This window comes from Parahoeflea alexandrii (assembly GCF_027214025.1).
Classification (GTDB): Bacteria; Pseudomonadota; Alphaproteobacteria; order Rhizobiales; family Rhizobiaceae; genus Hoeflea; species Hoeflea alexandrii_A.
Genome location: NZ_JAPWHB010000001.1, coordinates 884,390 through 904,842, shown reverse-complemented (window position 1 = coordinate 904,842; position 20,453 = coordinate 884,390). Strand labels below are relative to the sequence as shown.

At 63.8% G+C, this 20,453-nt stretch carries 23 protein-coding genes; 14 read left to right on the top strand and 9 right to left on the bottom strand.

Annotated elements, in window-relative coordinates; genetic code table 11:
• Positions 1-35: 35 nt before the first annotated feature.
• Entirely contained in the window at positions 36-590 is a 555-nt protein-coding gene (locus O4H62_RS04480) for a GNAT family N-acetyltransferase (protein ID WP_269385918.1), read from the bottom strand.
• The gene (gene serB, locus O4H62_RS04475) at positions 587-1,477 is read right to left on the bottom strand and encodes a phosphoserine phosphatase SerB (RefSeq protein WP_269385917.1); all 891 of its coding nucleotides are present in this window, start codon (positions 1,475-1,477) and stop codon (positions 587-589) included. The genes O4H62_RS04480 and serB overlap by 4 nt, the downstream gene beginning before the upstream one ends.
• Here serB and miaA point away from each other — a divergent pair.
• Both miaA and O4H62_RS04465 read left to right on the top strand, forming a co-directional pair.
• Entirely contained in the window at positions 1,476-2,375 is a 900-nt protein-coding gene (gene miaA, locus O4H62_RS04470; protein WP_269385915.1) for a tRNA (adenosine(37)-N6)-dimethylallyltransferase MiaA, read from the top strand. The genes serB and miaA overlap by 2 nt on opposite strands.
• A gap of 104 nt (positions 2,376-2,479) precedes the next feature.
• Positions 2,480-3,253, top strand: coding sequence for a GGDEF domain-containing protein (locus O4H62_RS04465; protein ID WP_269385913.1), 774 nt, complete (start codon positions 2,480-2,482; stop codon positions 3,251-3,253).
• Between the two features lie 136 nt (positions 3,254-3,389).
• Here O4H62_RS04465 and O4H62_RS04460 read toward each other — a convergent pair whose 3' ends face one another.
• Positions 3,390-5,303, bottom strand: a complete 1,914-nt coding sequence (locus tag O4H62_RS04460) for an ATP-binding protein (protein ID WP_269385912.1) — start codon at positions 5,301-5,303, stop codon at positions 3,390-3,392.
• Between the two features lie 398 nt (positions 5,304-5,701).
• Here O4H62_RS04460 and O4H62_RS04455 point away from each other — a divergent pair, with 398 nt between their 5' ends.
• The 3 genes from O4H62_RS04455 (at position 5,702) to O4H62_RS04445 (ending at position 8,562) form a co-directional block, all read left to right on the top strand.
• Positions 5,702-7,477 carry an acetolactate synthase 3 large subunit gene (locus tag O4H62_RS04455; RefSeq protein ID WP_269385910.1) on the top strand — a complete coding sequence of 592 codons (1,776 nt, stop codon included), beginning with the start codon at positions 5,702-5,704 and terminating at the stop codon, positions 7,475-7,477.
• Between the two features lie 27 nt (positions 7,478-7,504).
• On the top strand, positions 7,505-8,077 hold the full coding sequence (gene ilvN / locus O4H62_RS04450) for an acetolactate synthase small subunit (RefSeq protein WP_269385909.1): 573 nt from the start codon (positions 7,505-7,507) through the stop codon (positions 8,075-8,077).
• Between the two features lie 221 nt (positions 8,078-8,298).
• Entirely contained in the window at positions 8,299-8,562 is a 264-nt protein-coding gene (locus tag O4H62_RS04445; RefSeq protein ID WP_269385908.1) for a hypothetical protein, read from the top strand.
• A 115-nt stretch (positions 8,563-8,677) separates the two neighbouring features.
• Here O4H62_RS04445 and O4H62_RS04440 read toward each other — a convergent pair whose 3' ends face one another.
• Positions 8,678-9,523: an aldo/keto reductase gene (locus O4H62_RS04440; RefSeq protein WP_269385907.1), complete on the bottom strand. Its 846-nt coding sequence runs from the start codon at positions 9,521-9,523 to the stop codon at positions 8,678-8,680.
• Positions 9,524-9,644: 121 nt separating this feature from the next.
• Between O4H62_RS04440 and O4H62_RS04435 the strand changes: the two genes are divergently transcribed.
• Together O4H62_RS04435 and O4H62_RS04430 are read left to right on the top strand one after the other, a co-directional pair.
• Entirely contained in the window at positions 9,645-10,238 is a 594-nt protein-coding gene (locus O4H62_RS04435) for a LysE family translocator (protein WP_269385906.1), read from the top strand.
• A 167-nt stretch (positions 10,239-10,405) separates the two neighbouring features.
• Positions 10,406-10,999: a LysE family translocator gene (locus O4H62_RS04430; RefSeq protein ID WP_269385905.1), complete on the top strand. Its 594-nt coding sequence runs from the start codon at positions 10,406-10,408 to the stop codon at positions 10,997-10,999.
• Positions 11,000-11,015: 16 nt separating this feature from the next.
• Here the strand turns inward: O4H62_RS04430 and O4H62_RS04425 are convergent, their stop codons facing one another.
• A complete protein-coding gene (locus O4H62_RS04425) occupies positions 11,016-11,492 on the bottom strand; it encodes a DUF2269 family protein (RefSeq protein WP_269385904.1) in 477 nt (158 codons plus the stop codon).
• Positions 11,492-12,778, bottom strand: a complete 1,287-nt coding sequence (locus tag O4H62_RS04420) for an SDR family oxidoreductase (RefSeq protein ID WP_269385903.1) — start codon at positions 12,776-12,778, stop codon at positions 11,492-11,494. Before O4H62_RS04420 ends, O4H62_RS04425 begins: the two co-directional genes overlap by 1 nt.
• Positions 12,779-12,873: 95 nt before the next feature.
• Here O4H62_RS04420 and nthA point away from each other — a divergent pair, with 95 nt between their 5' ends.
• The 4 genes from nthA to O4H62_RS04400 all read left to right on the top strand — a co-directional run bounded on the left by nthA (position 12,874) and on the right by O4H62_RS04400 (position 15,658).
• Positions 12,874-13,566, top strand: coding sequence for a nitrile hydratase subunit alpha (gene nthA / locus O4H62_RS04415; RefSeq protein WP_269385901.1), 693 nt, complete (start codon positions 12,874-12,876; stop codon positions 13,564-13,566).
• Positions 13,563-14,222 carry a nitrile hydratase subunit beta gene (gene nthB, locus O4H62_RS04410; protein ID WP_269385900.1) on the top strand — a complete coding sequence of 220 codons (660 nt, stop codon included), beginning with the start codon at positions 13,563-13,565 and terminating at the stop codon, positions 14,220-14,222. Before nthA ends, nthB begins: the two co-directional genes overlap by 4 nt.
• The gene (locus O4H62_RS04405) at positions 14,209-14,592 is read left to right on the top strand and encodes a nitrile hydratase accessory protein (protein ID WP_269385899.1); all 384 of its coding nucleotides are present in this window, start codon (positions 14,209-14,211) and stop codon (positions 14,590-14,592) included. Before nthB ends, O4H62_RS04405 begins: the two co-directional genes overlap by 14 nt.
• 175 nt (positions 14,593-14,767) lie before the next feature.
• Entirely contained in the window at positions 14,768-15,658 is an 891-nt protein-coding gene (locus O4H62_RS04400) for a hypothetical protein (RefSeq protein ID WP_269385898.1), read from the top strand.
• Between the two features lie 42 nt (positions 15,659-15,700).
• Here the strand turns inward: O4H62_RS04400 and O4H62_RS04395 are convergent, their stop codons facing one another.
• Positions 15,701-16,150, bottom strand: coding sequence for a group III truncated hemoglobin (locus tag O4H62_RS04395; RefSeq protein ID WP_269385897.1), 450 nt, complete (start codon positions 16,148-16,150; stop codon positions 15,701-15,703).
• Positions 16,143-16,301, bottom strand: coding sequence for a hypothetical protein (locus O4H62_RS04390; protein ID WP_269385896.1), 159 nt, complete (start codon positions 16,299-16,301; stop codon positions 16,143-16,145). The genes O4H62_RS04395 and O4H62_RS04390 overlap by 8 nt, the downstream gene beginning before the upstream one ends.
• 86 nt (positions 16,302-16,387) lie before the next feature.
• On the opposite strand from O4H62_RS04390, the gene O4H62_RS04385 reads away from it, so the two are divergent.
• The 3 genes from O4H62_RS04385 (at position 16,388) to O4H62_RS04375 (ending at position 19,370) form a co-directional block, all read left to right on the top strand.
• Positions 16,388-16,777, top strand: a complete 390-nt coding sequence (locus O4H62_RS04385; RefSeq protein ID WP_269385895.1) for an RrF2 family transcriptional regulator — start codon at positions 16,388-16,390, stop codon at positions 16,775-16,777.
• A 73-nt stretch (positions 16,778-16,850) separates the two neighbouring features.
• Positions 16,851-17,978, top strand: coding sequence for an ATP-dependent DNA helicase (locus O4H62_RS04380; RefSeq protein ID WP_269385894.1), 1,128 nt, complete (start codon positions 16,851-16,853; stop codon positions 17,976-17,978).
• Positions 17,979-18,302: 324 nt separating this feature from the next.
• Positions 18,303-19,370 carry an OmpA family protein gene (locus O4H62_RS04375; protein WP_269385893.1) on the top strand — a complete coding sequence of 356 codons (1,068 nt, stop codon included), beginning with the start codon at positions 18,303-18,305 and terminating at the stop codon, positions 19,368-19,370.
• Between the two features lie 109 nt (positions 19,371-19,479).
• Here O4H62_RS04375 and O4H62_RS04370 read toward each other — a convergent pair whose 3' ends face one another.
• Positions 19,480-20,160, bottom strand: a complete 681-nt coding sequence (locus O4H62_RS04370; RefSeq protein ID WP_269385892.1) for a TorF family putative porin — start codon at positions 20,158-20,160, stop codon at positions 19,480-19,482.
• Between the last annotated feature and the right edge of the window lie 293 nt (positions 20,161-20,453).

The following is a 20,453-nucleotide window of genomic DNA, read 5'->3' as shown; positions in this document are numbered from 1 at the left end:
TTGGCCGATGAACCGCCGGGCCGGGGGTAGGGGCATTAGCGGCGCGGATCGCCCGGCAGCATCTCGTAAAGCACATGCCGGATGAGCTCCGGATGGGTGTCCGGCACATTCGGATGGTCGAAATAGAGCTCCGGCCGGGCCGTCATGCCGATCCGCCGCATCACTGCGGTCGAGCGATGATTGCCGGCAACGGCGAAGCTGATGATCCGCTCGAGGCCAAGATCGTCGAAACCGAAATCGCGCCAGGCCCGCGCGGCTTCGGTGGCGATGCCCTTGCCCCAGAATTGCGGTGCAAACCTCCAGCCGATTTCAATGCTGCCGTCGGCCACGCCGGGGATGCCGTTGGTGAGGTGCAGCCCGCAAAATCCCGCGACGTCTCCGCTTTCGGCAAGTTCGACCGCGGCAAATCCGAAGCCGTTGCGGTCTATCCCGGCGGCGATCCAGTCCATCATCGCATCCGATTCCGCGCGATTTCGCCGCATGACGAAGAACTCCATCACCCGCTCGTCGGAATTGATCCGGTGAAACAGCTCCCGGTCGCGCTCTTCCCAGTTGCGCAGGATCAGGCGCTCTGTCCTGAGCGGCATCATGAGGTGACGAAATCGGTTCGCCGGTAGCCCTGCAGGTAGAGCAGCGCCGTCAGGTCGCCGTGATCGATGCGGATATCGGCCTGCGCCGCCACCGATGGCTTGGCGTGCAGCGCCACGCCGGAGCCGGCGCGCGAGAGCATGCCGAGATCATTGGCTCCGTCGCCGACCGCGATGGCATCGGACGGGTCGAGATCGAGCCGGGCGGCAATCTCCTCCAGCGCGTCGACCTTGGCCTGCTTGCCGAGAATCGGTTCGCGCACCGCGCCCGAGAGCACGCCGTTCTCGCTTTCGAGAATATTGGCGCGGTTTTCGTCAAAGCCGATCATGGCCGCGACGACGGAGGTGAACGAGGTGAAACCGCCCGAAACGAGCGCCGTGTAATGGCCGTTGGCGCGCATGGTTGCGACCAGTTCGCGGCCGCCCGGCGTCAGCGTGATGCGGCTGTCGATCACCTGGGCGATCACCTCGACGGGCAGGCCCTTGAGCAGGGCCACCCGCTCCCTCAGCGCCGGCTCGAACGCGATCTCGCCGTTCATCGCCCGCGCGGTGATGTCCGAGACCTTGTCCTTGAGCCCGACTTCGGCGGCCAGCTCGTCGATGCACTCCTGGCCGATCATGGTCGAATCCATGTCGGCGATCAGGATCTTCTTGCGCCGGGTCTCGGCGATCTGCACTGCGGCGTCGACCGGCAGGTCGCCGATCACGGCCCTGATCTGGCCGAGCGCGCGTTCCGCCGCCACGCCATCCTTGAGCGCTATGTCGCAGGCAATACCATCGGCAAGCCAGTAGAGACCGGCGCCGTCAACGGCGTTGAACGCGGCTTCGCCGAGCGCCGGCGCAAGAACAGGATTTGACGGATTGGCGACAAGCGTGGCAACGAGGGCCATGGAACACAAACTCCAGCGACAGGATCTCTCGGCGCTTCTGATAGCCGGGCCGACCGCCAGCGGCAAGTCCGCGCTGGCGGTCGAGATGGCGCGCGAACTCGGCGGCGAGATCGTCAACGCGGATTCGATGCAGGTCTACGGGGTGCTCGACCGGCTGACCGCGCGCCCCGATGCCGCCGATCTCGCCGAGGTGCCGCACCATCTCTACGGCCACGTGCCGCCCGATACCGCCTATTCCACCGGCATCTGGCTGGATCAGGCCACCGAGGCGATTGCCGCCATCCGGGCGCGCGGCGCTCTTCCGGTGATCGTCGGCGGCACCGGGCTCTATTTCCGCGCGCTCACCGGCGGCCTGTCCGACATGCCGGCCATTCCCGACCCCATCCGCAACGAACTGCGCGCCCGGCTGGAAACGGAAGGGGTCGAGGCGCTGCATGTCGAGCTTGCCAGGCTCGATCCCGCCATGGGGGAGCGGCTTCGTCCGGCCGACCGGCAACGCATCCTGCGCGCGCTTGAGGTGGTCCGCACCACCGGCAGGTCGATCATCGAGTTCCAGGGACGCGGCGGCGCGAAAATCGTCGATCCGCTCAGCGCCCGCTGCATCGTGCTCGAACCTGAAAGGCCGCTGTTGCATGCGCGGATCAATCAGCGCTTTGGCCGGATGGTCGACGAGGGCGCGCTCGATGAGGTCAGGCACTTGATAGGGCTCGGCATACCGCCCCAGCATCCGGCGATGAAGGCCATTGGCGTGAGCCAGCTCGCCGATTATCTCGCCGGCCTTCATTCGCTTGAGCGGGCCGTCGAACTGGCAAGCACCGCCACAAGGCAATACGCCAAGCGCCAGATGACCTGGTTCCGCAATCAGCTCGGCGACGAATGGGAAAGAATGGTGCCGTAAGGCAAAAATAGTTCTCCCCCTTGCTCCGCCCGGCTCTTCGTTAAACGAAACATAAGGGGTTCACGCTAATCTTTGCACCACGATTGCTGGTATCTGTTGGGACAATGCGTTTTCACAAGGCTGAACTGTTCTTTCTTCTGCTGACAGTGCTCGTCGCCATCGGCGGGCTCTTCTCGTGGGCGGCCTACTCCGCCGCGACGGGCGGGGTCGTGGTCGGCGGCGTGGAAACTGCCGCGAGCTTTGCTTTCATGAGCGCTGTCCTGGCAGCCCTGTCGGTGGCATGCGGCTGCCTGCTGGTGCTGCCGATCATGTCGCGCAGCCTGCGCGAGCGCGGCAAGTTCCAGCGCATGACCGAATCCCTGTCGGTTCGCTCCCTGACGCTGGAGCACGCGGCCGTCACCGACGGTCTGACCGGCATGTACAACCGCCGCTATTTCGACGAGGCACTGGCCGAATATCTGGTTGCGTTCGGACAGATCAAGAAGCCGATCGGCATGGTCATCCTCGATCTCGATCATTTCAAGAAGGTCAACGACACCCATGGCCACGATGTCGGCGACGAGGTCCTGCGCCAGGTCGCCGAGTGCCTGAAGGTTTTCACCCGTTATCACGATGTTCTCGCCCGCCTTGGAGGCGAGGAATTCGCGATCCTGTCGCCCAACATCACCGAAAGCCAGCTCTACAGCCTGTCCGACCGCATCCGTCAGGCTGTTTCCGAGCTCAGGATCGTCAACGGCAACGTGACGCTGAAGGTCACGGTCAGTGCCGGTCTGGCGATCTGGGATGGTGCCGAGAGCGGCGAGGAACTCTACCGCCGCGCCGACAAGCAGCTCTACGAAGCCAAGCGCAAGGGCCGCAATCGCGTTTGCGCCGCCTGACAGGCTGACATCTCAAAACGCATCGCGACAGGGCCTGAGGCGATTGCCGGGAGGCAATCGGGTTCGGACCATGGAAAGCCCGGCTGCTCGACCTTGTGTGCGCCTAAATCTGCCCGGGCAGGGGAGACGCGTGGCGTCAGTCCTTGAGCAGTGAGGAGAGCGGCTTTTTCAACAGGCTGGAACGGAGTGAATTGAGTTCGGGACGCGGTGCAGCCGGACGGTATTCCGGGTTCCTGTCGGCGCTGTGTGCTGCCGGAGCGGCCGGACGGTAGTCCGTGCCCCGGTCGGCGGCATGACCGGCATAGGCCTGATCCGGTGTCGTTGCACCGGGAAAGCCATCGGTGGCGCGGCGCATTGGCGCTGCGGCGCCGAATTCCTCGGTCGGATCGATCGATGGCATTTGCGGCCTGAACGAGCCCGGCTGCGGCCGGGCCGGCTCTGCTGCAGGCGCAAAGGTCTTGGCGGTTTCATCGATATGGCGCATCCGCATGACGATCTTGCCCAGGTCGACAGTGTTCGGATCGCCCCGGTGAACCGGCTGCAGACCCGAATTGGCGCGCGGCAGTACCGCCTCCGAGACCCGTTCGAACACCATGCGCATCGGCACTGCCACCGCTTCGCCAAAGGCAATGGCTTCGCCGTTGCCGATCGATGACAGGAAGCTCATTGTCGAGGCCGACGAATCGGGAATGGCAGACCGGATGATGTCCTGGTCGCGGTCGTTGGACAGCCGCATGGCGAACACGGTCGAGCACTGCGACAGGATGGTCGGGTCGAGTTCGCCCGGGCGCTGGGTGATCACGCCGAGGCTGACGCCGTATTTGCGGCCCTCCTTGGCGATACGCGAAATCGCCTGGCGCGTCGGGAAGAAACCGAGCTTCGGATCGGCCGGCACGTAGCGGTGAGCTTCCTCGCAGACCACCAGAATCCGCACGCCGCCCGCGCTCCACAGCGCGATTTCGAAAGCCATGCGGCACAGGATGGAAGCCACGGAGTTGACCACCTCGGACGGGATGCCCGCCAGCTGGAACGTGGTCACCGGCTTGCCTTCTCCGGGAATCCGGAAGATGTGGCTGATGGTGGTCAGGATGGTGTCGTGGATCGTGTTCGATGAGAACATGAATTCATAACGCGGATCGTTGATCGCGGCCTGGATCCTCACCTTGAGCGACCGCAGGTGCGGCTTTTCCGCCCGGCCTTCCAGCTTGCCGATGCGCTCGTCGATCAATGCCAGCAGGTCGGCCACGCGGTAGGGAACCGGCGTATCCGCCGTCAGCGACGATTTTTCCGGCCCGCGGCGGATCAGCGTTGTGTCGGTGGTACCCTTGAACATCCGCTTGGCTTCCGGGATCAGGTCGCGCAGCACGTCGATCTCTTCGGCGATCGCCGGCCGCCCCCGGAACAGCACTTCGGTGAATTCCTCGAGCTTGAACAGCCAGAACGGCAAGTCCAGTGTATCGGTGTCGATGACCACCGACTTGTTGGGAAAGGCTGCCGCGAACTCGTTGTGCGGATCGAGAATGAGCACCCTGAGCGAGGGGTCGGCGATCAGCGCCTTGTTGAGCAGCAGCGTCACCGCCGTGGTCTTACCCACGCCGGTGGTGCCGACAACGGCGAAGTGCCGCGACAAAAGCGACGGAATGTGAATGAGCGCGCCCAGCGAGGTGTCCTGGGTCAGCTTGCCGATCACCGCCGTGTCGCTGACGCCCGGGTCGTAGATGATCGCGAGATCCGAGGAGCGCATGCGGTGGGCCACCGCGCCGAGATAGGGATACTGGGTGATGCCGGCGCTGAATTCGGGCTTTCCGCTCACGCCGGTACGGATCTCGCCAACCAGCTCGACATCGATGTGCATGATGTTTTCGTCGGATTCAGACCATGCGGTGGTTGCGGTCTCCATCGAGCAGACAAGCGCCACCACCCGGTTGTCGCCGACGCTGATCGAGATCAGCCGTCCCACCGACCATAGCTCGGCCAGACCATTGCCGTCCTTGCCGGCAATCGCGCTGACCGTCGCCTTGGAGCCGGAGCAGCCAACCACACGGCCCATCAGCCGGTTTCCGGCCGGGTAGGTGCCACGGCGCGCGCGCCCGTCCTCCTCGTCCGAAGCCGGTGATGTGATTTTGTTGTCTGTGCTCTGTTCACTGTTCATTGCCGCCACTATCGCATCGCCCGGTTAATGGGGAGTTGCGGCCTCCCGGGAACGGAGGGTTTTGGCACCGGTTTTCTGACAAATTATCAATTGACGCGGGGTTTGCGAGGCGGTACGAGGTAAAGCATGAACAAGATCGCGAACATTCTCGTGGTAGGACCGCGCATGGGCAGGGTGGCGTAGCCACCCGGCGAAAGCTCCCATGCGCGAAACACAGGCTCCTCCGGGGGCCTTTTTTTATGGCTTAAACCGGGCTATTGAGCCCGACAAACAGACTGAACAAGGGGTCAGGCGATATGGCCGGCAAGCAAATGGAAATGACAGGCGCAGAAATGGTTCTGCAGGCGCTGAAAGACAACGGCGTCGAGCATATTTTCGGGTATCCCGGCGGAGCGGTTCTGCCGATCTATGACGAACTGCATCAGCAGGAGGATGTTGAGCACATTCTGGTGCGCCACGAGCAGGGCGCCGGCCACATGGCCGAGGGCTATGCCCGTTCCACCGGCAAGCCGGGTGTCGTTCTCGTCACCTCCGGGCCGGGCGCCACCAACGTGGTCACGGCACTCCAGGACGCGCTGATGGATTCGATCCCCATCGTCTGCCTCAGCGGCCAGGTTCCGACCTCGCTGATCGGTTCCGACGCCTTCCAGGAATGCGACACTGTCGGCATCACCCGGCCCTGCACCAAGCACAACTGGTTGGTCAAGGACGTCAACCAGCTTTCGCGCATCATCCATGAGGCCTTCCGCATCGCCACCACCGGCCGTCCCGGTCCTGTCGTCGTCGACATCCCCAAGGATGTCCAGTTCGCCACCGGCATCTACACCCCGCCGTCGCCGGTGATCGAGCAGAAGAGCTACCAGCCCAAGGTCTCGGGCGATCTCGACAAGATCCGCGCGGCCATCGAGCTGATGGCGACCGCCAAGCGTCCGATCATCTATTCGGGCGGCGGCGTCATCAATTCCGGCCGCGAAGCGAGCCAGTTGCTGCGCGAACTGGTCGAATTGACCGGTTTCCCGATCACTTCGACCCTGATGGGTCTGGGCGCTTACCCGGCCTCGGGCAAGAACTGGATGGGCATGCTCGGCATGCACGGCACCTATGAGGCCAACATGGCGATGCATGATTGCGATGTCATGGTCTGCATCGGCGCCCGCTTCGACGACCGTATCACCGGCCGCCTCGATGCGTTTTCGCCGAACTCGAAGAAGATCCACATCGACATCGATCCGTCCTCGATCAACAAGATCGTCCGCACCGATATCGGCATCCTGGGCGATGTCGGCCATGTGCTCGAGGACATGGTGCGGCTGTGGCGTGCCTCGAAGAAGACGGACCGATCGCAGCTCGCCGACTGGTGGACCCGGATTGCCAATTGGAAGACCCGCAATTCGCTGGCCTATTCGTCCAATCCGGACGTGATCATGCCGCAATACGCCATCCAGCGGCTCTATGAGCTGACCAAGGATCGCGACACGTTCATCACCACCGAAGTCGGCCAGCACCAGATGTGGGCGGCCCAGTTCTACGGCTTCGAGGAACCCAACCGCTGGATGACCTCGGGCGGGCTCGGCACCATGGGCTACGGCTTCCCCGCGGCAATCGGCGTTCAGGTCGCGCACCGCGACAGCCTTGTCATCGACATTGCGGGCGATGCCTCGATCCAGATGTGCATCCAGGAAATGTCCTGTGCGGTCCAGTATGAGCTGCCGGTCAAGATTTTCATCCTGAACAACCAGTATATGGGAATGGTTCGGCAGTGGCAGCAGCTGCTGCACGGCAACCGGCTGTCGCATTCCTACACGGAATCGATGCCCGATTTCGTCAAGCTGGCCGAGGCCTATGGCGCCACCGGCATCCGCTGCGACAAGCCCGCCGATCTCGACGATGCGATCATGAAGATGATCGACACCAAGGGGCCGGTGATCTTCGACTGCCGCGTGGCGGCACTCGCCAACTGCTTCCCGATGATCCCCTCGGGCAAGGCGCACAACGACATGCTGCTGCCCGACGAAGCCTCCGACGAAGCCGTCGCCAACGCCATCGATGCAAAGGGCCGCGCGCTCGTCTGAGCCGCGCCCGTTACAGGAACCGAATACATGAACGCTCAGCATCAACCCACCGGTTCGGCCTACTTCATGACCGCCGAAACCGCCCGTCCGGAAACCCACACGCTATCGGTACTGGTCGACAACGAACCGGGCGTGCTTGCCCGGGTCATCGGCCTGTTCTCGGGCCGCGGCTACAACATCGAGAGCCTGACGGTCTCGGAAACCGAGCACGAGGCGCATCTGTCGCGCATCACCATCGTCACCACCGCCAGGCCCAACGTGCTCGAGCAGATCAAGTCGCAGCTCGAGCGCATCGTGCCGGTGCACCGGGTGGTGGACCTGACCGTGCGCTCCGCCGAGCTTGGCCATGACAAGCCGCTCGAGCGCGAGCTGGCGCTGGTCAAGGTGACGGGCACCGGCGACAACCGGGTCGAAGCGCTCCGGCTCGCCGACGCCTTCCGCGCCCAGGTGATCGACGCCAACACCGAGCATTTCATCTTCGAGATCACCGGCCGCGTCTCCAAGATCGAACAGTTCATCTCGATCATGCGCCCGCTCGGCCTCGTCGAGATCTGCCGCACCGGCATCGCCGCCATGAACCGCGGTCCGCAGGGCATGTGACATCACGCCGGCTTGTGGCGGCATCGCCAAGCGGTGTCGCCGGCACCGATCGTGCATCAAAGCGATAATCTGCGGCTGCCCCCGGCCTTGCCTGGTCAGGATCTCAAACCCCGAAAACATGGTTAACGCCAGATGAACATGGCATTCCGGAACTGTTCAGCCGAACCTCTCTAGAACCGGATCATCGCAACAACGCGACAATCAAGAGAGAGGAACACGCCATGAAAAAGATCATCCTGACTGCCACCGCCATATCACTGGGTATCATGCTTGCCGCCGCCGGTACCGCCAGCGCCCAGACCCGTGCCCCATCCAAGCCGGCTCCATCGACAGGCACGCAGATGAAGATCGCCCCCAGCCCGATTGCGAACAATGGCGTGCGTGACAATACCGCCCATGCCTGGACCGCTGGCTGCTATGCCGAGTTCGGTCCCAACGCCACCCATCCGGATGCGGCGTTGCTGGAGAAATGCCTCAACTGGTAGTGCCGCCGTACTTGCAGACCCCGGTTACGGCCGCTGGAGATCATGTGTCTCCGGCGGCTTCTGGCGTTTGGCGGGCAGGGATGCCGCATCGACCACGATGCTCGGGGCGCTGGCCTCAAATTATCGCCAGCGGCTCGCGTGAGCGCGGCGGCGGGAACAGGCGGTCGAGTTCGGCTGTCTGATCCCGGGTGAGTTCGATATCGGCGCTGGCGCGGTTTTCCATGACCCGTTCGGGGCTCGATGACTTCGGGATGGAAATCACGTTCTCGCGTCCGAGCAGGAAGGCCAGCGCCAGCTGCGCCGGCGTGACGCCGATGGTCTTGGCCATTTTGCCCAGTCCCGGGTGCCGCATCAGCCGGCCTTCGTCGAGCGGCGAATAGGCCATCAGCGGCATCGACTGCTCCGCCATCCACGGCTGCAGATCGAACTCGGTGCCCCGCGTCGACAGGTTGTAAAGCACCTGATTGGCGGCGCAGTTCTCGCCGCCGGGAACGGCGGACAATTGCCTCATGGCGAGCGTGTCGAAATTGGAGACGCCCCATCGGACGATCTTGCCGGAAGCGCGCAGCTCCTCGAAGGCCGCCACGGTTTCCCTGAGCGGATGCCGGCCGGGCCAGTGCAGCAGGTAGAGATCGATCCGGTCGGTTCCAAGCCGCTTGAGGCTCGCTTCGCAGGCCGTGATCGTGCCCTTGTGACTGGCGTTGGACGGCAGCACCTTGGAGACGATGAACACCTCGTCGCGACGCCCTTTGATCGCTTCGCCGGTGACGCTTTCCGCGCCGCCATTCGCATACATCTCCGCCGTGTCGATCAGCGTCATGCCGCAGTCGATGCCGGCCTGCAGCGCGCGGATCTCCGCGGCGGCCTCCTTGCGGCTTTCGCCCATATGCCATGTCCCGAGCCCGAGGGCAGGGACCGGAGTCCCGTCCGCAAAATGAACCTGAGGCATCGGCTGGGTCATGACGGTCTCCTTCGGCCTGTTCTATCAATATTATCAAACGGTCGGATCAGCTTTTTTTGATTGTCTCGTTTCCCCGCTCGGCTATCAAGCATAGGCTGGCCCGTATCCGGAGGGAAAGAACATGGCACTCGAAACCTTCCTGACGCTGATCGCCTTCGCGTTTGTCGCCGCAGGCACGCCGGGACCAAACACCATGATGCTTTTCAGCTCGGGCGTGAATTTCGGCTTCCGCAACACCGTGCCGCATATGTTCGGCATCGGGACCGGCTTCCTGCTTCTCGTTCTGGGGATTGGCTTCGGGCTTGGTGCGCTGCTGGCCGCCTTCCCAGCCCTCTACCTGGTGCTCAAGGTCCTGGGCGGCAGCTACCTCGTCTACATTGCCTGGCGGATCGCCAGATCCGACACGCTGCCCGAGGCCAAGGCTGGTGCGCGCCCGATGACCTTTTTCGAGGCGGCGGCGTTCCAGTGGGTCAATCCGAAGGCATGGGTGATGCTGGTCACCGCCATGGGAATCTACACCGATCCCGACCATTACGCCCGGACGGTGATGCTGATCTTCCTTGCCTTTGCCATCGCCACCATACCCTGCGTCACCGCCTGGGCCGGTTTTGGCTCGGCGCTCAGGTCCTGGCTGGCTGATCCGGTGCGGCTGAAATGGTTCAACATCACCATGGCGCTTCTGTTGGTGGCGAGCCTCTGGCCGATGCTCAGGTAGGGACCGCCGGGGATCACACGGAATCTCTCGTTCGGCGTCGTCCCGCCCTTCGCCCCATTGTGCGGCTTCCATCACATCTGCGAATGTGGGCATGACGACAATTTGCTTGTCTCGCCCGCAAGCTCATTTATCAAGCAGGAGCCGGCATTCCGCCGGCAGGAACAGCCATGGCTCTGGAAACCTTTCTGTCACTCATTGTTTTCGCCTTCGTCACCTCCGTGACGCCGGGGCCGAACAACATGATGCTGTTCGCCTCGGGCGTGAATTTCGGCATCCGCCGCACCGTGCCGCACATGGTCGGCATCGGCGTCGGCTTCTTTTCGCTGCTGCTCGGTGTCGGCTTCGGCCTCGGCGCGCTGCTGGAAACCTCGCCGGGCCTCTACACCGGGCTCAAATTCGCCGGCGGCGCCTATCTCGTCTACATCGCCTGGAAGATCGGCAGTTCGCGGGCGCTGCCCGACGGCAGGGTGGGCGCCTCTCCTATGACGCTCATGCAGGCGGCGGCGTTCCAGTGGGTCAATCCGAAAGCCTGGGTGATGGCGGTGACCGCCATGGCGGTCTACACCAATCCGGCCAACCACAACGTCACCGTGCTGCTCGTCGGACTTGCCTTCACGCTCACCAATTTCCCCAGCGTCTCGATCTGGGCCGGCTTCGGCTCGGCGCTGAGATCCTGGTTGTCCGATCCGGTCCGGCTCAAATGGTTCAACATTACCATGGCCGTGCTTCTGGTCCTGAGCCTCTGGCCGATGCTGCGGTAGCGCACGGACACCGGTCTCAGAATCCGATCCCCGGCTTGGTGAGCATCAGCCAGACGATGCCGAGAACTGCGAAGAAGGCCGGAAAGCCTGCGGCGAACCAGATCCGGTAGAGCCGGTCGAACCGGTGGGGCAGCGCGCTTCCGGCCTCTTCCGCGCCGCGGGCTATATCCCTGAGCCGGATCTGGATCCAAACCACCGGCAGCCAGAACAGCCCGGTGAACACGTAGAGGGCGATCGACAGTGCGATCCACGCCTCCGAGAGCTCCCAGCCCGAAATTCGGACCAGAATCAGCCCGGTGACCGGCTGCAGAATCGCCGCCGTCGCCGTGAACAGCGAGTCGGCGATGACAACGGTGCCCGCCACATGGGCAATCAGGGCAGGCTCGCGGGTCCTTACCGCCATTACCATGAAGAAGGCGATACCCGCGCCGGTGCCGAGCAGCACGATGGCGCCGAGAACGTGCACTACGAGCACCAGTTCATAGACAGTCATCAGCGGTTCTCCAGTGTGGCGAGTGCCACCAGTGTGAGCAGCATTGACGGCAAGACCTTGACCAGCGGTCCGAGCGGATCGAGCCACAGGCCGGGCTCTACGAGGCTGGCGCTCGCCAGATAGGCCAGGCTGACCGCGAGCATGGCCCACAGCGCCGGTCGCGCCCAGCGCCGCCAGAGCACGGCCAGACCCAGCCCGACATCGAGCGCGCAGGTGGCGAGTGTGGCGGCGTAAGCGGCGGGCGGGGAGAGGAGCGGCAGGAAATGCGTTGCGGCTGTTTCAGTCGAAAGCAGCGGGATCAGGCCCGACAGCAGCCAGAAGGCCGACAAGGTGAGCAGCACCGGCGTCTTGAGCAAATAGAGCCGCGCAAACCACAGGTCCTGGGCGCCCGACGGGTTGTCGCCAAGCGTCTGCGCGAGCGAGCGCAGGGGGAACGGGACGGGCGCGGCGCTCCCGGCCTCGACCCCGCCTTCCATTACCTGCATCGCTGTCGACCGCAGCGGCGAGCGCCAGCCGAGCCGGCCGGCTATATCGGCCAGCGCCGTTACCGGCCGGGCCAAAAACGCAGGCACGGAAACGATGCGGGCGGGGCCAAGCCCGAGCCAGGCCCGGTGCAGCGCCAGCACCTCACCGAGCGTTGCCGCGTCGGGGGCGGCAAGCGCGATGTCGCTGCCCGAGGGCAGGCGGCCGTCTACGGCGCGGACCACCGCTTCCGCCACATCGTCGAGCGCCACGGTCTCGACCCGGCTGCCCGAATGGATGGCGGGAATGAAGCCGGGAAAGCCTGCGAGCGCCCTGATGAGCGCCGTGCCGCCATAGGCGTTGCGACCGACCACCAGCGCCGGGCGCAGGATCACATGCTCAAGCCCGGAGGCTTTCAGCGCCTCGTCGGCGCGCCGCTTGGTGGCCAGAAACGGCAGATCGGTGCCGCCGCCCCCCCCGGTGTGTGCGGAAATCTGCACGATCCGCCGCCCGCCGGCAGCCCGGGCTGCTTGGTAGAGCGCCAGCATCGCCCGCTGCTGCACGGCGGCAAGATCGTCGCGCGGACCGTCCTGCAGGGCGCCTGCGCAATTGACGATGAGCGCGTGGTCCGCCACGAGCTCCGTCCAGTCCGTGGACGCGGACATCCTGGCAAGATCTGCGTGCACGAAACGAGCGCCCGGAAAGCGGTGCGTGGCCTGGCTTGTGTCGCGTCCGAGCCCCGTGACGCAATGGCCATCGGCGATCAGCCTCTGCAAGATCGCCGCGCCGATGAAGCCGGTGCCGCCCAGAATCAGAATGTCCATGGCCAAACCTAGCGGATCGGCCCTCGGGGATACAGATCCGTGGCATCAGGCACGGCGATATTGCCGAGCCCCTTGCCGCAAGCTAGGTTCATGCCATGACCCACGACCATCACACGCACGATCACGACCATCCGCACGATCACCACCACGACAACGAGCTCGATCCGTTCGCAGCCCGCGTCAAGGCGCTCGAGACGATCCTCACCGAGAAGGGTCTGATCGACCCGGCCGCCATCGACGCCATTGTCGAGACCTACGAGCACAAGGTCGGCCCGCGCAACGGCGCCCGGGTGGTGGCAAAGGCCTGGACCGATCCGGAGTTCGCCGAGTGGCTCGCCCGGGACGCCACAGCGGCTATCGCCTCGCTCGGCTACACCGGCCGCCAGGGCGAGCACATGCAGGCGGTGTTCAACACGCCTGACACCCACAATCTCATCGTCTGCACGCTGTGCTCCTGTTATCCCTGGACGGTGCTCGGCGTCCCGCCTGTCTGGTACAAGGCGCCGCCCTACCGCAGCCAGGCGGTGATCAATCCGCGCGGAGTGCTGGCCGAGTTCGGCCTAAAACTGCCCGAGGACACGCGCATCAGGGTCTGGGATTCCACCGCCGAGCTGCGCTACATGGTGGTGCCGATGCGCCCGGTGGAAACCGACGGCCTGAGCGAAGACGAGCTGGCGAGATTGGTCACCCGCGACTCGATGATCGGCACCGGCCTGCCACTCCGTCCCGGCTCGCTGTCGCCCGATGCACTCTGGCCACCGCAGGACGTTTCAGGAGCCGCGACATGAACGGCCCGCACGATCTCGGCGGGCAGATGGGCTTCGGCCCGGTCGCGCCGGAAATCGACGAGCCGGTCTTCCACGCCGATTGGGAGCGCCGCGCGCTCGGCGTCACGCTGGCATCCGGAACGCTCGGCGCCTGGACCATCGATGAAAGCCGCCATGCCCGCGAGAGCCTGCATCCGGCGACCTATTATTCGGCGAGCTACTACGAAATCTGGATCCGGGCGCTCGAAATCCTGCTCGAGCGTCACGGCTTCGTCTCCGCCGACGAGCTTGCGGCCGGCCACAAGATCTGGCCCGGCGTCACACCCCAGCGCGTGCTGCATCCAGGCGATGTCGCCGGAGTGCTCGCCCGCGGCGGCCCCTGCAACCGCGAGGTCGAGGCGGCGCCGAAATTTGCGGTCGGGGACCGGGTTCGCACCATCAATGAACATCCGTCAGGCCATACCCGGCTGCCGCGCTATGCCCGCGGCAAGTCGGGCGTCATCGAGGCGGTGCGCGAGGGCTTCGTCTTTCCCGACACCAATGCCCATGGCAAGGGCGAGGCGCCGCAGCATGTCTACACCGTCTGTTTCGACGGACGTGAACTCTGGGGGCAGGGGGGCGATCCGGCGCTCACCGTGTCGATTGACGCCTGGGAGAGCTATCTTGAGCGCGCCTGATCCCGCCACGGCTTCCGGACTGCCGTTTCAACTGCCCCCCGGCGCCGGCCCCGATGCACCCGTCTTTGCCGAGCCCTGGCAGGCGCAGGCCTTTGCGCTGGCGGTGGCGCTCAACGAGCGCGGGCTGTTCACCTGGACCGAATGGGCCGCGGCCCTGTCGAGAGAAGTCGCAAGCCCCGGCGCTGCAGCCGATGGCAGCGATTACTACGCACATTGGCTGGCGGCGCTCGAGGCGCTTTTGCGGGAAAAGGGCGTCGCCGGTCCGGAACTGGTCGAAGCCCTCTCCGCCTCCTGGCAGCGCGCCGCTCACGCCACCCCGCACGGCCAGCCGATCCGGCTTGAAAACGATCCCCTGCACGGTACGCGCTGAAAGTGGGCGAACGCTGATATACGGTGGACGCTGACCGCGGCACGCGGACAATTCTGACTGATTGAGGGTCTGCACAATCCCGCCCCAAGCATACATGGCGGTTGCGCCCGATTTGTATTATGATGTTACGGCGTTTTGTGTTGGCATATACTTGCTTCAATTTGTGGAGGGGAAGATGCAGCAGGCTGACGACGGCGACAATCAGGCAAATGGCGGTGTTTCAGGGGCTGCGGCCACGTCTCGGGGGAACGGTTTGCTTCTCGGGATATACCTGCTCGTTTCGACTTTGGGCCTGACCCTGCTTCTGGTCCTGATCTGGCCTTCGGCCTGTCCGGTCGATCCGAAAACGCTTGCAGCGGCAGCGGCCTCCGGCGCGCCGGCGGCGGATGCGGCAACCAGGCTCTGCAGCATCTGGACCTTCTCCGACAGCTTCGGAATCGAGGCCCGGTTGCTCGCCATCGTGCTGGTCTCGGGTGCGCTTGGCAGCTCGGTCTTCGCCGCCCGCGCCTATGCCACCTTTCGCGGTTTGAAGCGCTACGATCCGGACTGGAACTGGTGGTACGTGATGCGGCTGCCGATCGGCATGGGGCTGGCGCTGTTTCTCTACCTGGTGATCCGCGGCGGGCTGTTCACAGCCTCCGTCGGCAACAGCGACCAGGTCATGCAGACGGCCAATCCGTTCGGGTTTGCCGCGTTGGCCGCACTCGCCGGCATGTTTGCCAAGGAGGCCTCCGACAAGCTCGAGGAAGTGTTCCAGTCGGTGTTCAGCACCAGCGACAAGCCGCAGCCCGCGGCTAGATCACCCGTGATCGACAAGCTTGAGCCGGGAAAGAAGGCTGTGAAGGACGCTGATCTGGCGCTGGTCGTGATTGGCAAGAACTTCGACTCCAAGGCCAGGGTAACCGTTGGCGCCGGGGATCGGGCGAGCGCATACAAGGGGCCCGGCCGCATCGAGGTCACGCTCACGGCGGATGACGTCGCCGCCAAGGCCAGTCTGCCGGTGGTGGTGGTCAATCCGGAGGGCAAGGGCGGGGCCTCCTCCGCCGCGGATCTGGCCGTCGGTTGACCGTCAGAGTGCCTGGCCGGAGCCTTCGCGGGATCCTGGGGTTCAGGCGAGCCAGGTGGGCGTCTGGCTGAAGGGCGTGCCGAACCGCGCCAGCCACAGGCTGCGGGCGATGCGGCGGGCGATCACGACGATCGGCGCGGCGGTGGGCGGTGCAAACAAGGTCGCGGTCGTCTGTTCGAACAAGTCCAGCCACAGCCGGAAATCGTCTTCCTCAAGGTCCGGCAATGCGTTGTGCTTGACCACCGGTTGCCCGGAATATTCGCCCGAGTGCAACAGCACCGAGCGCCAGAAGCGGTTCATCCGGTCGAGATGCACGTCCCATTTGCCCGCCAGCCGCTCCTCGAACAGCGGTCCGAGTCGCGGATGGGCGCGGATATCGCCGTAAAACCGGTCGACCAGCAGGCCGATCTCGCGCGGCGAGATCTCCACCGCCGGCGTCCGCGGCTGGCCGGCACGGGCCGTGATGACGATCGGCGCGGGCTTGTCAGCCATAATATTTCAGTGCGATCAGCAAGGTGACCGCTCCCCAGACACACATGTTGACGAAAGAGCGGATCAGGCCACCATCCTGTTCAACGGTGATCCCGAGCTTCTGGCGGACCAGATCTCCCGGGAGCAGAAACAGCCAGAGCAATGTTTTCATGACGACCTCTTTTCTGGTATTTGATTTACCACTATTCGCTTGCAAGCCAAAATGCAATATACGAAATACCACTATCGAGGTTGTCCATGCGCCTGACCCTGCACACCGATTACGCGTTTCGCGTGCTGATGGCGTTGGCGCGTGCCCCCGACCAGGTGCAATCGGTCGACGATCTGGCCCGCGAGTTTTCCGTGTCGAAACATCATCTGATGAAGGTCGCGCAGAACCTCACCGCCGGCGGCTTTGTCTCAACCGTGCGCGGCCGCAACGGCGGCCTGCGGCTGGCCAAGCCCGCGCGCGACATCAATCTCAGGGCGGTGGCACTGCACATGGAGCCCGATTTCAACATCGCCGGCTGCTTCGGCGACGAACAGTGCTCGTTCCTGCCGCGCTGCGGCCTCAAGGGCGCGCTCGGCCAGGCCAAGCTCGCCTTCCTGCAGACGCTCGGCAAGCACGATCTGGAATCGATCCTCTGACCGCCGGTCTCCGTCTGCCTCACACCGGCATTTGCCGGGTCGCTTAGCCTTCCCGAATCTGCCATGAGAAAGCATGAAGTTTTCACCCCAACAGGATGAGGCGCTCAAAGCCGTCTCGCGCTGGCTCAAGGATGGCCGCACCCCGATCTTCCGGCTGTTCGGCTATGCCGGCACCGGCAAGACCACGCTGGCCAAATATTTTGCCGAACATGTCGACGGCGAGGTGCTGTTTGCCGCCTTCACCGGCAAGGCGGCGCAGGTGCTGCGCGCCCGCGGCGCCAAGAACGCCCGCACCATCCATTCGCTGATCTACCGGCCGAAGGGCGAGGAGGAGGTCTCCGACGAGGAGACCGGCAAGACCACGGTCTCGCCGCTGTTCTCGCTCAACCGGCAGAGCCCTTTGGCGCAGGCAGCCCTGATCATTATCGACGAATGCTCGATGGTCGACGAGGCGCTGGGCAAGGACCTGATGAGCTTTGGCACGCCGATCCTGGTGCTCGGCGACCCCGGCCAGTTGCCGCCGATCTCCGGCGGCGGCTTCTTCACCGAGCATGAGCCCGACATCCTCTTGACCGAGATCCACCGCCAGGCCCGCGACAACCCGATCATCGATCTGGCCATGCAGGTGCGCGAGGGCCGCGAGATCATGCATGGCGACTACGGCACCGCCCAGGTCATCGGCAAGAATGAGGTTGACCGCGACATGGTGCTCGAGGCCGACCAGGTGCTGGTCGGTATCAACCGCACCCGCCGCCGCTACAACCAGCGCCTGCGCGAATTGAAGGGCTTTGACCAGACCTATCCGCAGGCCGGCGACAAGCTGGTCTGCCTCAGGAACGACCCCGCCAAGGGCCTGCTCAACGGCTCGCTCTGGCAGGTGATGACCTCGTCCAAGGAAACCGTCAAGCCCGGCATCAACCTGCTGGTCCGGCCCGAGGACGACGACATGGACCGCGGCTCGGCCAAGATCAAGCTTTTGAAAAGCGCCTTTGACGATCCCGATCTCGAGGTGCCCTGGCAGACGAAAAAGCGCTACGACGATTTCGACTACGGTTACGCGCTCACCGTCCACAAGGCCCAGGGCTCGCAGTGGAACTCGGTCGTCCTCTTCGACGAAAGCTTCGCTTTCCGCGACAGCCGCGAACGTTGGCTCTACACCGCAATCACCCGGGCCGCCGAGCGGCTGGTGATTGTCAGGTAGCCGTCAGAAAGCCGGTCGGGTTCACAGGCCGCCTTGAAGTCTGCCAACGGTATCGTTCCGCTCATTTCAGGCCCGCTAGACGGGACTTGCTTGCGCGGCCCGTCTTGCCTGGGTTAGTTTGAAGTCCAACAGCTCCACAACAAGACAAGCTTGGACCAATAGATGCCAATAGAACTTGCATTCTCTCGGACTTTGGCCGCTGTGTTGCTTGCAGTTTTTTCCATTCAGTCCGTGCATGCGCAGGATTCGACCCGGAATGATCTCGTCACTTTTGCGCACGGTGTCCTCCCGGTCTCGATCAATACCGGAGATGCCTTGTTGGGGATGAAAATTTCCGATGCGATTGGCGTGATTGATGGCAACGCCGGCAGCCACATTCTGACCCCGAAACCCGGTACGCCGTCCGATGTCGTCGAGATTGTCTATGCCTTGCCCGCTCCCACGCGGTTCGACCGGTTTGCCATTCCCAATGTAACCGAAACCCCGAGCCCGTCGCAGACCTTCTTCAAGCATGTCGAGGTTCTGGGTGCAGTGGAATCGGTCGAAGGCCCCTATACACTCCTCGCATCGGCGCAGTTAGCCACCCATGCCGAACGCGGCTTGGAGACGGAGCTGACGCTCGCTGCCGATCAGCCTGAAGTGCTCTGGATCAGCCTGAGGCTCCGCGACGGGATCAATGTCGAGCGGGACAAGACCTATTTTGAATTCTCCGAACTTATCGGCAACGGCACGCAGCAGGTCCGGGAGCTCTCGAAAGGGTTTAATGGTGTCTGGAAGGGGCGCGGCGTCGCCATCGAACTGGCCCAGGACGGCGCCTCGGTTACCGGGTGCTATGACAAGACAAGTCTGCTGACAGGTACAGTTGAAGGCAACGTGCTGCGGGCGCTGGGCAAGAATGCTGCGGGCGTTCTGTCGCAATTCATCGTCGTGGCGGCCGAGGACGGATCATTGCGCGGATTGCGCTCGACCAACGGAGCGCCGTTCAAGCCCTATGACGGGGAAGCGTCGAAATCAGAACCGGTCTGCCTGCCCGCGGAGCCGGCTACGCTCGGATGCGGAGCGGTTGTACACGGTATCGGCTTTGATTTTGATTCTGACCATATCCGCCAGCAGTCCGCCCCGATCCTCAATGCAATGCATGACGGTCTGCACCGGGAGAGCGGAGCAACGATCCAGATCATCGGCCACTCCTCGAGCGAGGGGGCTGCTGACTACAATCGCGACCTGTCGCGCCGGCGGGCCGAAGCCGTTGTCGCCGCACTGGTTGCGCGGGGCCTCGATCCTTCGAGGATCTCGGCATCGGGTCATGGCGAGGAGGAGCCGATCGCCAGCAATGACGATGAAGCCGGCCGGTCCATGAACCGGCGGGTTGAAGTCCGATGCGTGGAATAACCCGGTTCGACGGGTAAAGTGTTCATAGCTTCGCCTGCATCGGCGTGCCTGAAGCTGAAATCCTCTTCCACGGTATCCCGCCGGTCATCCGGCGGGATACTGGTGAGTATCACTTGCCCTTGAGCGCCGAGAAGCTCGTGTCGAAGGCAAGACGGGCGACGAAGCGTGCCGGATCCTTGTTGGAATCGTAGTAGCGCAGGTCGAGCGTGACGGTGTCATCGGCGAAGCTGCGCGAGAAGCCGGCGTCCCAGGCAATCTTGTCCGACCCGAGATTGAGTGTGCCGAAGTCGGAGCCGACCGAGCCCGAGAAGGAGATCTCGTAGGGCAGGCCGGAGAATTCGGTCTTTGCCGCCACCCAGTTGGTCTTGTTGGTCGGATCCCAGAAGACGTCGGCGCCGACCGAGAAGCTGTCGGTCAGTGCGAACGAACCCTTGGCGTAGAGTTCGCCGCTGACATTGCCGGATGTGTCGTAGATGTAGCGGGCATAGCCCAGGTCCAGCGACAGCTGGCCGAATTCCGGACGAATGCCGCCATATAAATCGATCTCGACATCGTCGGGCGCGATGTCGACGCGCGAAGCCCAGACGCCGGCGTAGAAGATGCCGTATGTGGCCTCCATGTAGCCGTCGATGATCGGCTTGTCGGCCGATTGGGTCGAGCCGCGGGAAATATAGTTGTTGGCAACGCCGACGCCGAAGGCGACATCGAACGTGGCGTCATCGGCAAATGAAGAAGTCGCGCCGGCTGCAGCGAGCAGGCCGGTGGCGAGAAGCAGTGAAAAGGGTTTCATGGGAAGCTCCGGAAAACGATTGTGCAACGCAGTATCCAATTGCCAAAAAACCGGAGTTCACAAGCGCCATTTTAACGCGAAGGCTGCGGAACATCCAAATTCGCGGGCTTGTCATATTTCTGCCACACTGCTCGTTCGGGCGCGTCGATCGCCATTTTAACGCGAAATCCGGAATTCCGGCGCCGTTCGGATCGGAAAAGGTCTTCGCCGGTCGCAAATGCGGGTGCGGCGCAGCATTATTTGTCGAAAACCGCGCCGGATTTCGAATTTTCCGGCAGGCGCCGCGCGCGGGA

Excerpts from the sequence above, each read along its gene's own strand:
- O4H62_RS04370 (WP_269385892.1), bottom strand. The coding sequence starts at position 20,160 with ATGAAACCCTTTTCACTGCTTCTCGCCACCGGCCTGCTCGCTGCAGCC.
- miaA (WP_269385915.1), top strand. The coding sequence starts at position 1,476 with ATGGAACACAAACTCCAGCGACAGGATCTCTCGGCGCTTCTGATAGCC.
- O4H62_RS04395 (WP_269385897.1), bottom strand. The coding sequence starts at position 16,150 with ATGGCTGACAAGCCCGCGCCGATCGTCATCACGGCCCGTGCCGGCCAG.
- O4H62_RS04385 (WP_269385895.1), top strand. The coding sequence starts at position 16,388 with ATGCGCCTGACCCTGCACACCGATTACGCGTTTCGCGTGCTGATGGCG.
- O4H62_RS04440 (WP_269385907.1), bottom strand. The coding sequence starts at position 9,523 with ATGACCCAGCCGATGCCTCAGGTTCATTTTGCGGACGGGACTCCGGTC.
- O4H62_RS04400 (WP_269385898.1), top strand. The coding sequence starts at position 14,768 with ATGCAGCAGGCTGACGACGGCGACAATCAGGCAAATGGCGGTGTTTCA.
- O4H62_RS04460 (WP_269385912.1), bottom strand. The coding sequence starts at position 5,303 with ATGGGCCGTGTGGTTGGCTGCTCCGGCTCCAAGGCGACGGTCAGCGCG.
- nthA (WP_269385901.1), top strand. The coding sequence starts at position 12,874 with ATGACCCACGACCATCACACGCACGATCACGACCATCCGCACGATCAC.
- nthB (WP_269385900.1), top strand. The coding sequence starts at position 13,563 with ATGAACGGCCCGCACGATCTCGGCGGGCAGATGGGCTTCGGCCCGGTC.
- O4H62_RS04445 (WP_269385908.1), top strand. The coding sequence starts at position 8,299 with ATGAAAAAGATCATCCTGACTGCCACCGCCATATCACTGGGTATCATG.
- O4H62_RS04430 (WP_269385905.1), top strand. The coding sequence starts at position 10,406 with ATGGCTCTGGAAACCTTTCTGTCACTCATTGTTTTCGCCTTCGTCACC.
- ilvN (WP_269385909.1), top strand. The coding sequence starts at position 7,505 with ATGAACGCTCAGCATCAACCCACCGGTTCGGCCTACTTCATGACCGCC.
- O4H62_RS04420 (WP_269385903.1), bottom strand. The coding sequence starts at position 12,778 with ATGGACATTCTGATTCTGGGCGGCACCGGCTTCATCGGCGCGGCGATC.
- O4H62_RS04465 (WP_269385913.1), top strand. The coding sequence starts at position 2,480 with ATGCGTTTTCACAAGGCTGAACTGTTCTTTCTTCTGCTGACAGTGCTC.
- O4H62_RS04455 (WP_269385910.1), top strand. The coding sequence starts at position 5,702 with ATGGCCGGCAAGCAAATGGAAATGACAGGCGCAGAAATGGTTCTGCAG.
- O4H62_RS04480 (WP_269385918.1), bottom strand. The coding sequence starts at position 590 with ATGATGCCGCTCAGGACAGAGCGCCTGATCCTGCGCAACTGGGAAGAG.
- O4H62_RS04375 (WP_269385893.1), top strand. The coding sequence starts at position 18,303 with ATGAAAATTTCCGATGCGATTGGCGTGATTGATGGCAACGCCGGCAGC.
- O4H62_RS04380 (WP_269385894.1), top strand. The coding sequence starts at position 16,851 with ATGAAGTTTTCACCCCAACAGGATGAGGCGCTCAAAGCCGTCTCGCGC.
- serB (WP_269385917.1), bottom strand. The coding sequence starts at position 1,477 with ATGGCCCTCGTTGCCACGCTTGTCGCCAATCCGTCAAATCCTGTTCTT.
- O4H62_RS04435 (WP_269385906.1), top strand. The coding sequence starts at position 9,645 with ATGGCACTCGAAACCTTCCTGACGCTGATCGCCTTCGCGTTTGTCGCC.
- O4H62_RS04390 (WP_269385896.1), bottom strand. The coding sequence starts at position 16,301 with ATGAAAACATTGCTCTGGCTGTTTCTGCTCCCGGGAGATCTGGTCCGC.
- O4H62_RS04425 (WP_269385904.1), bottom strand. The coding sequence starts at position 11,492 with ATGACTGTCTATGAACTGGTGCTCGTAGTGCACGTTCTCGGCGCCATC.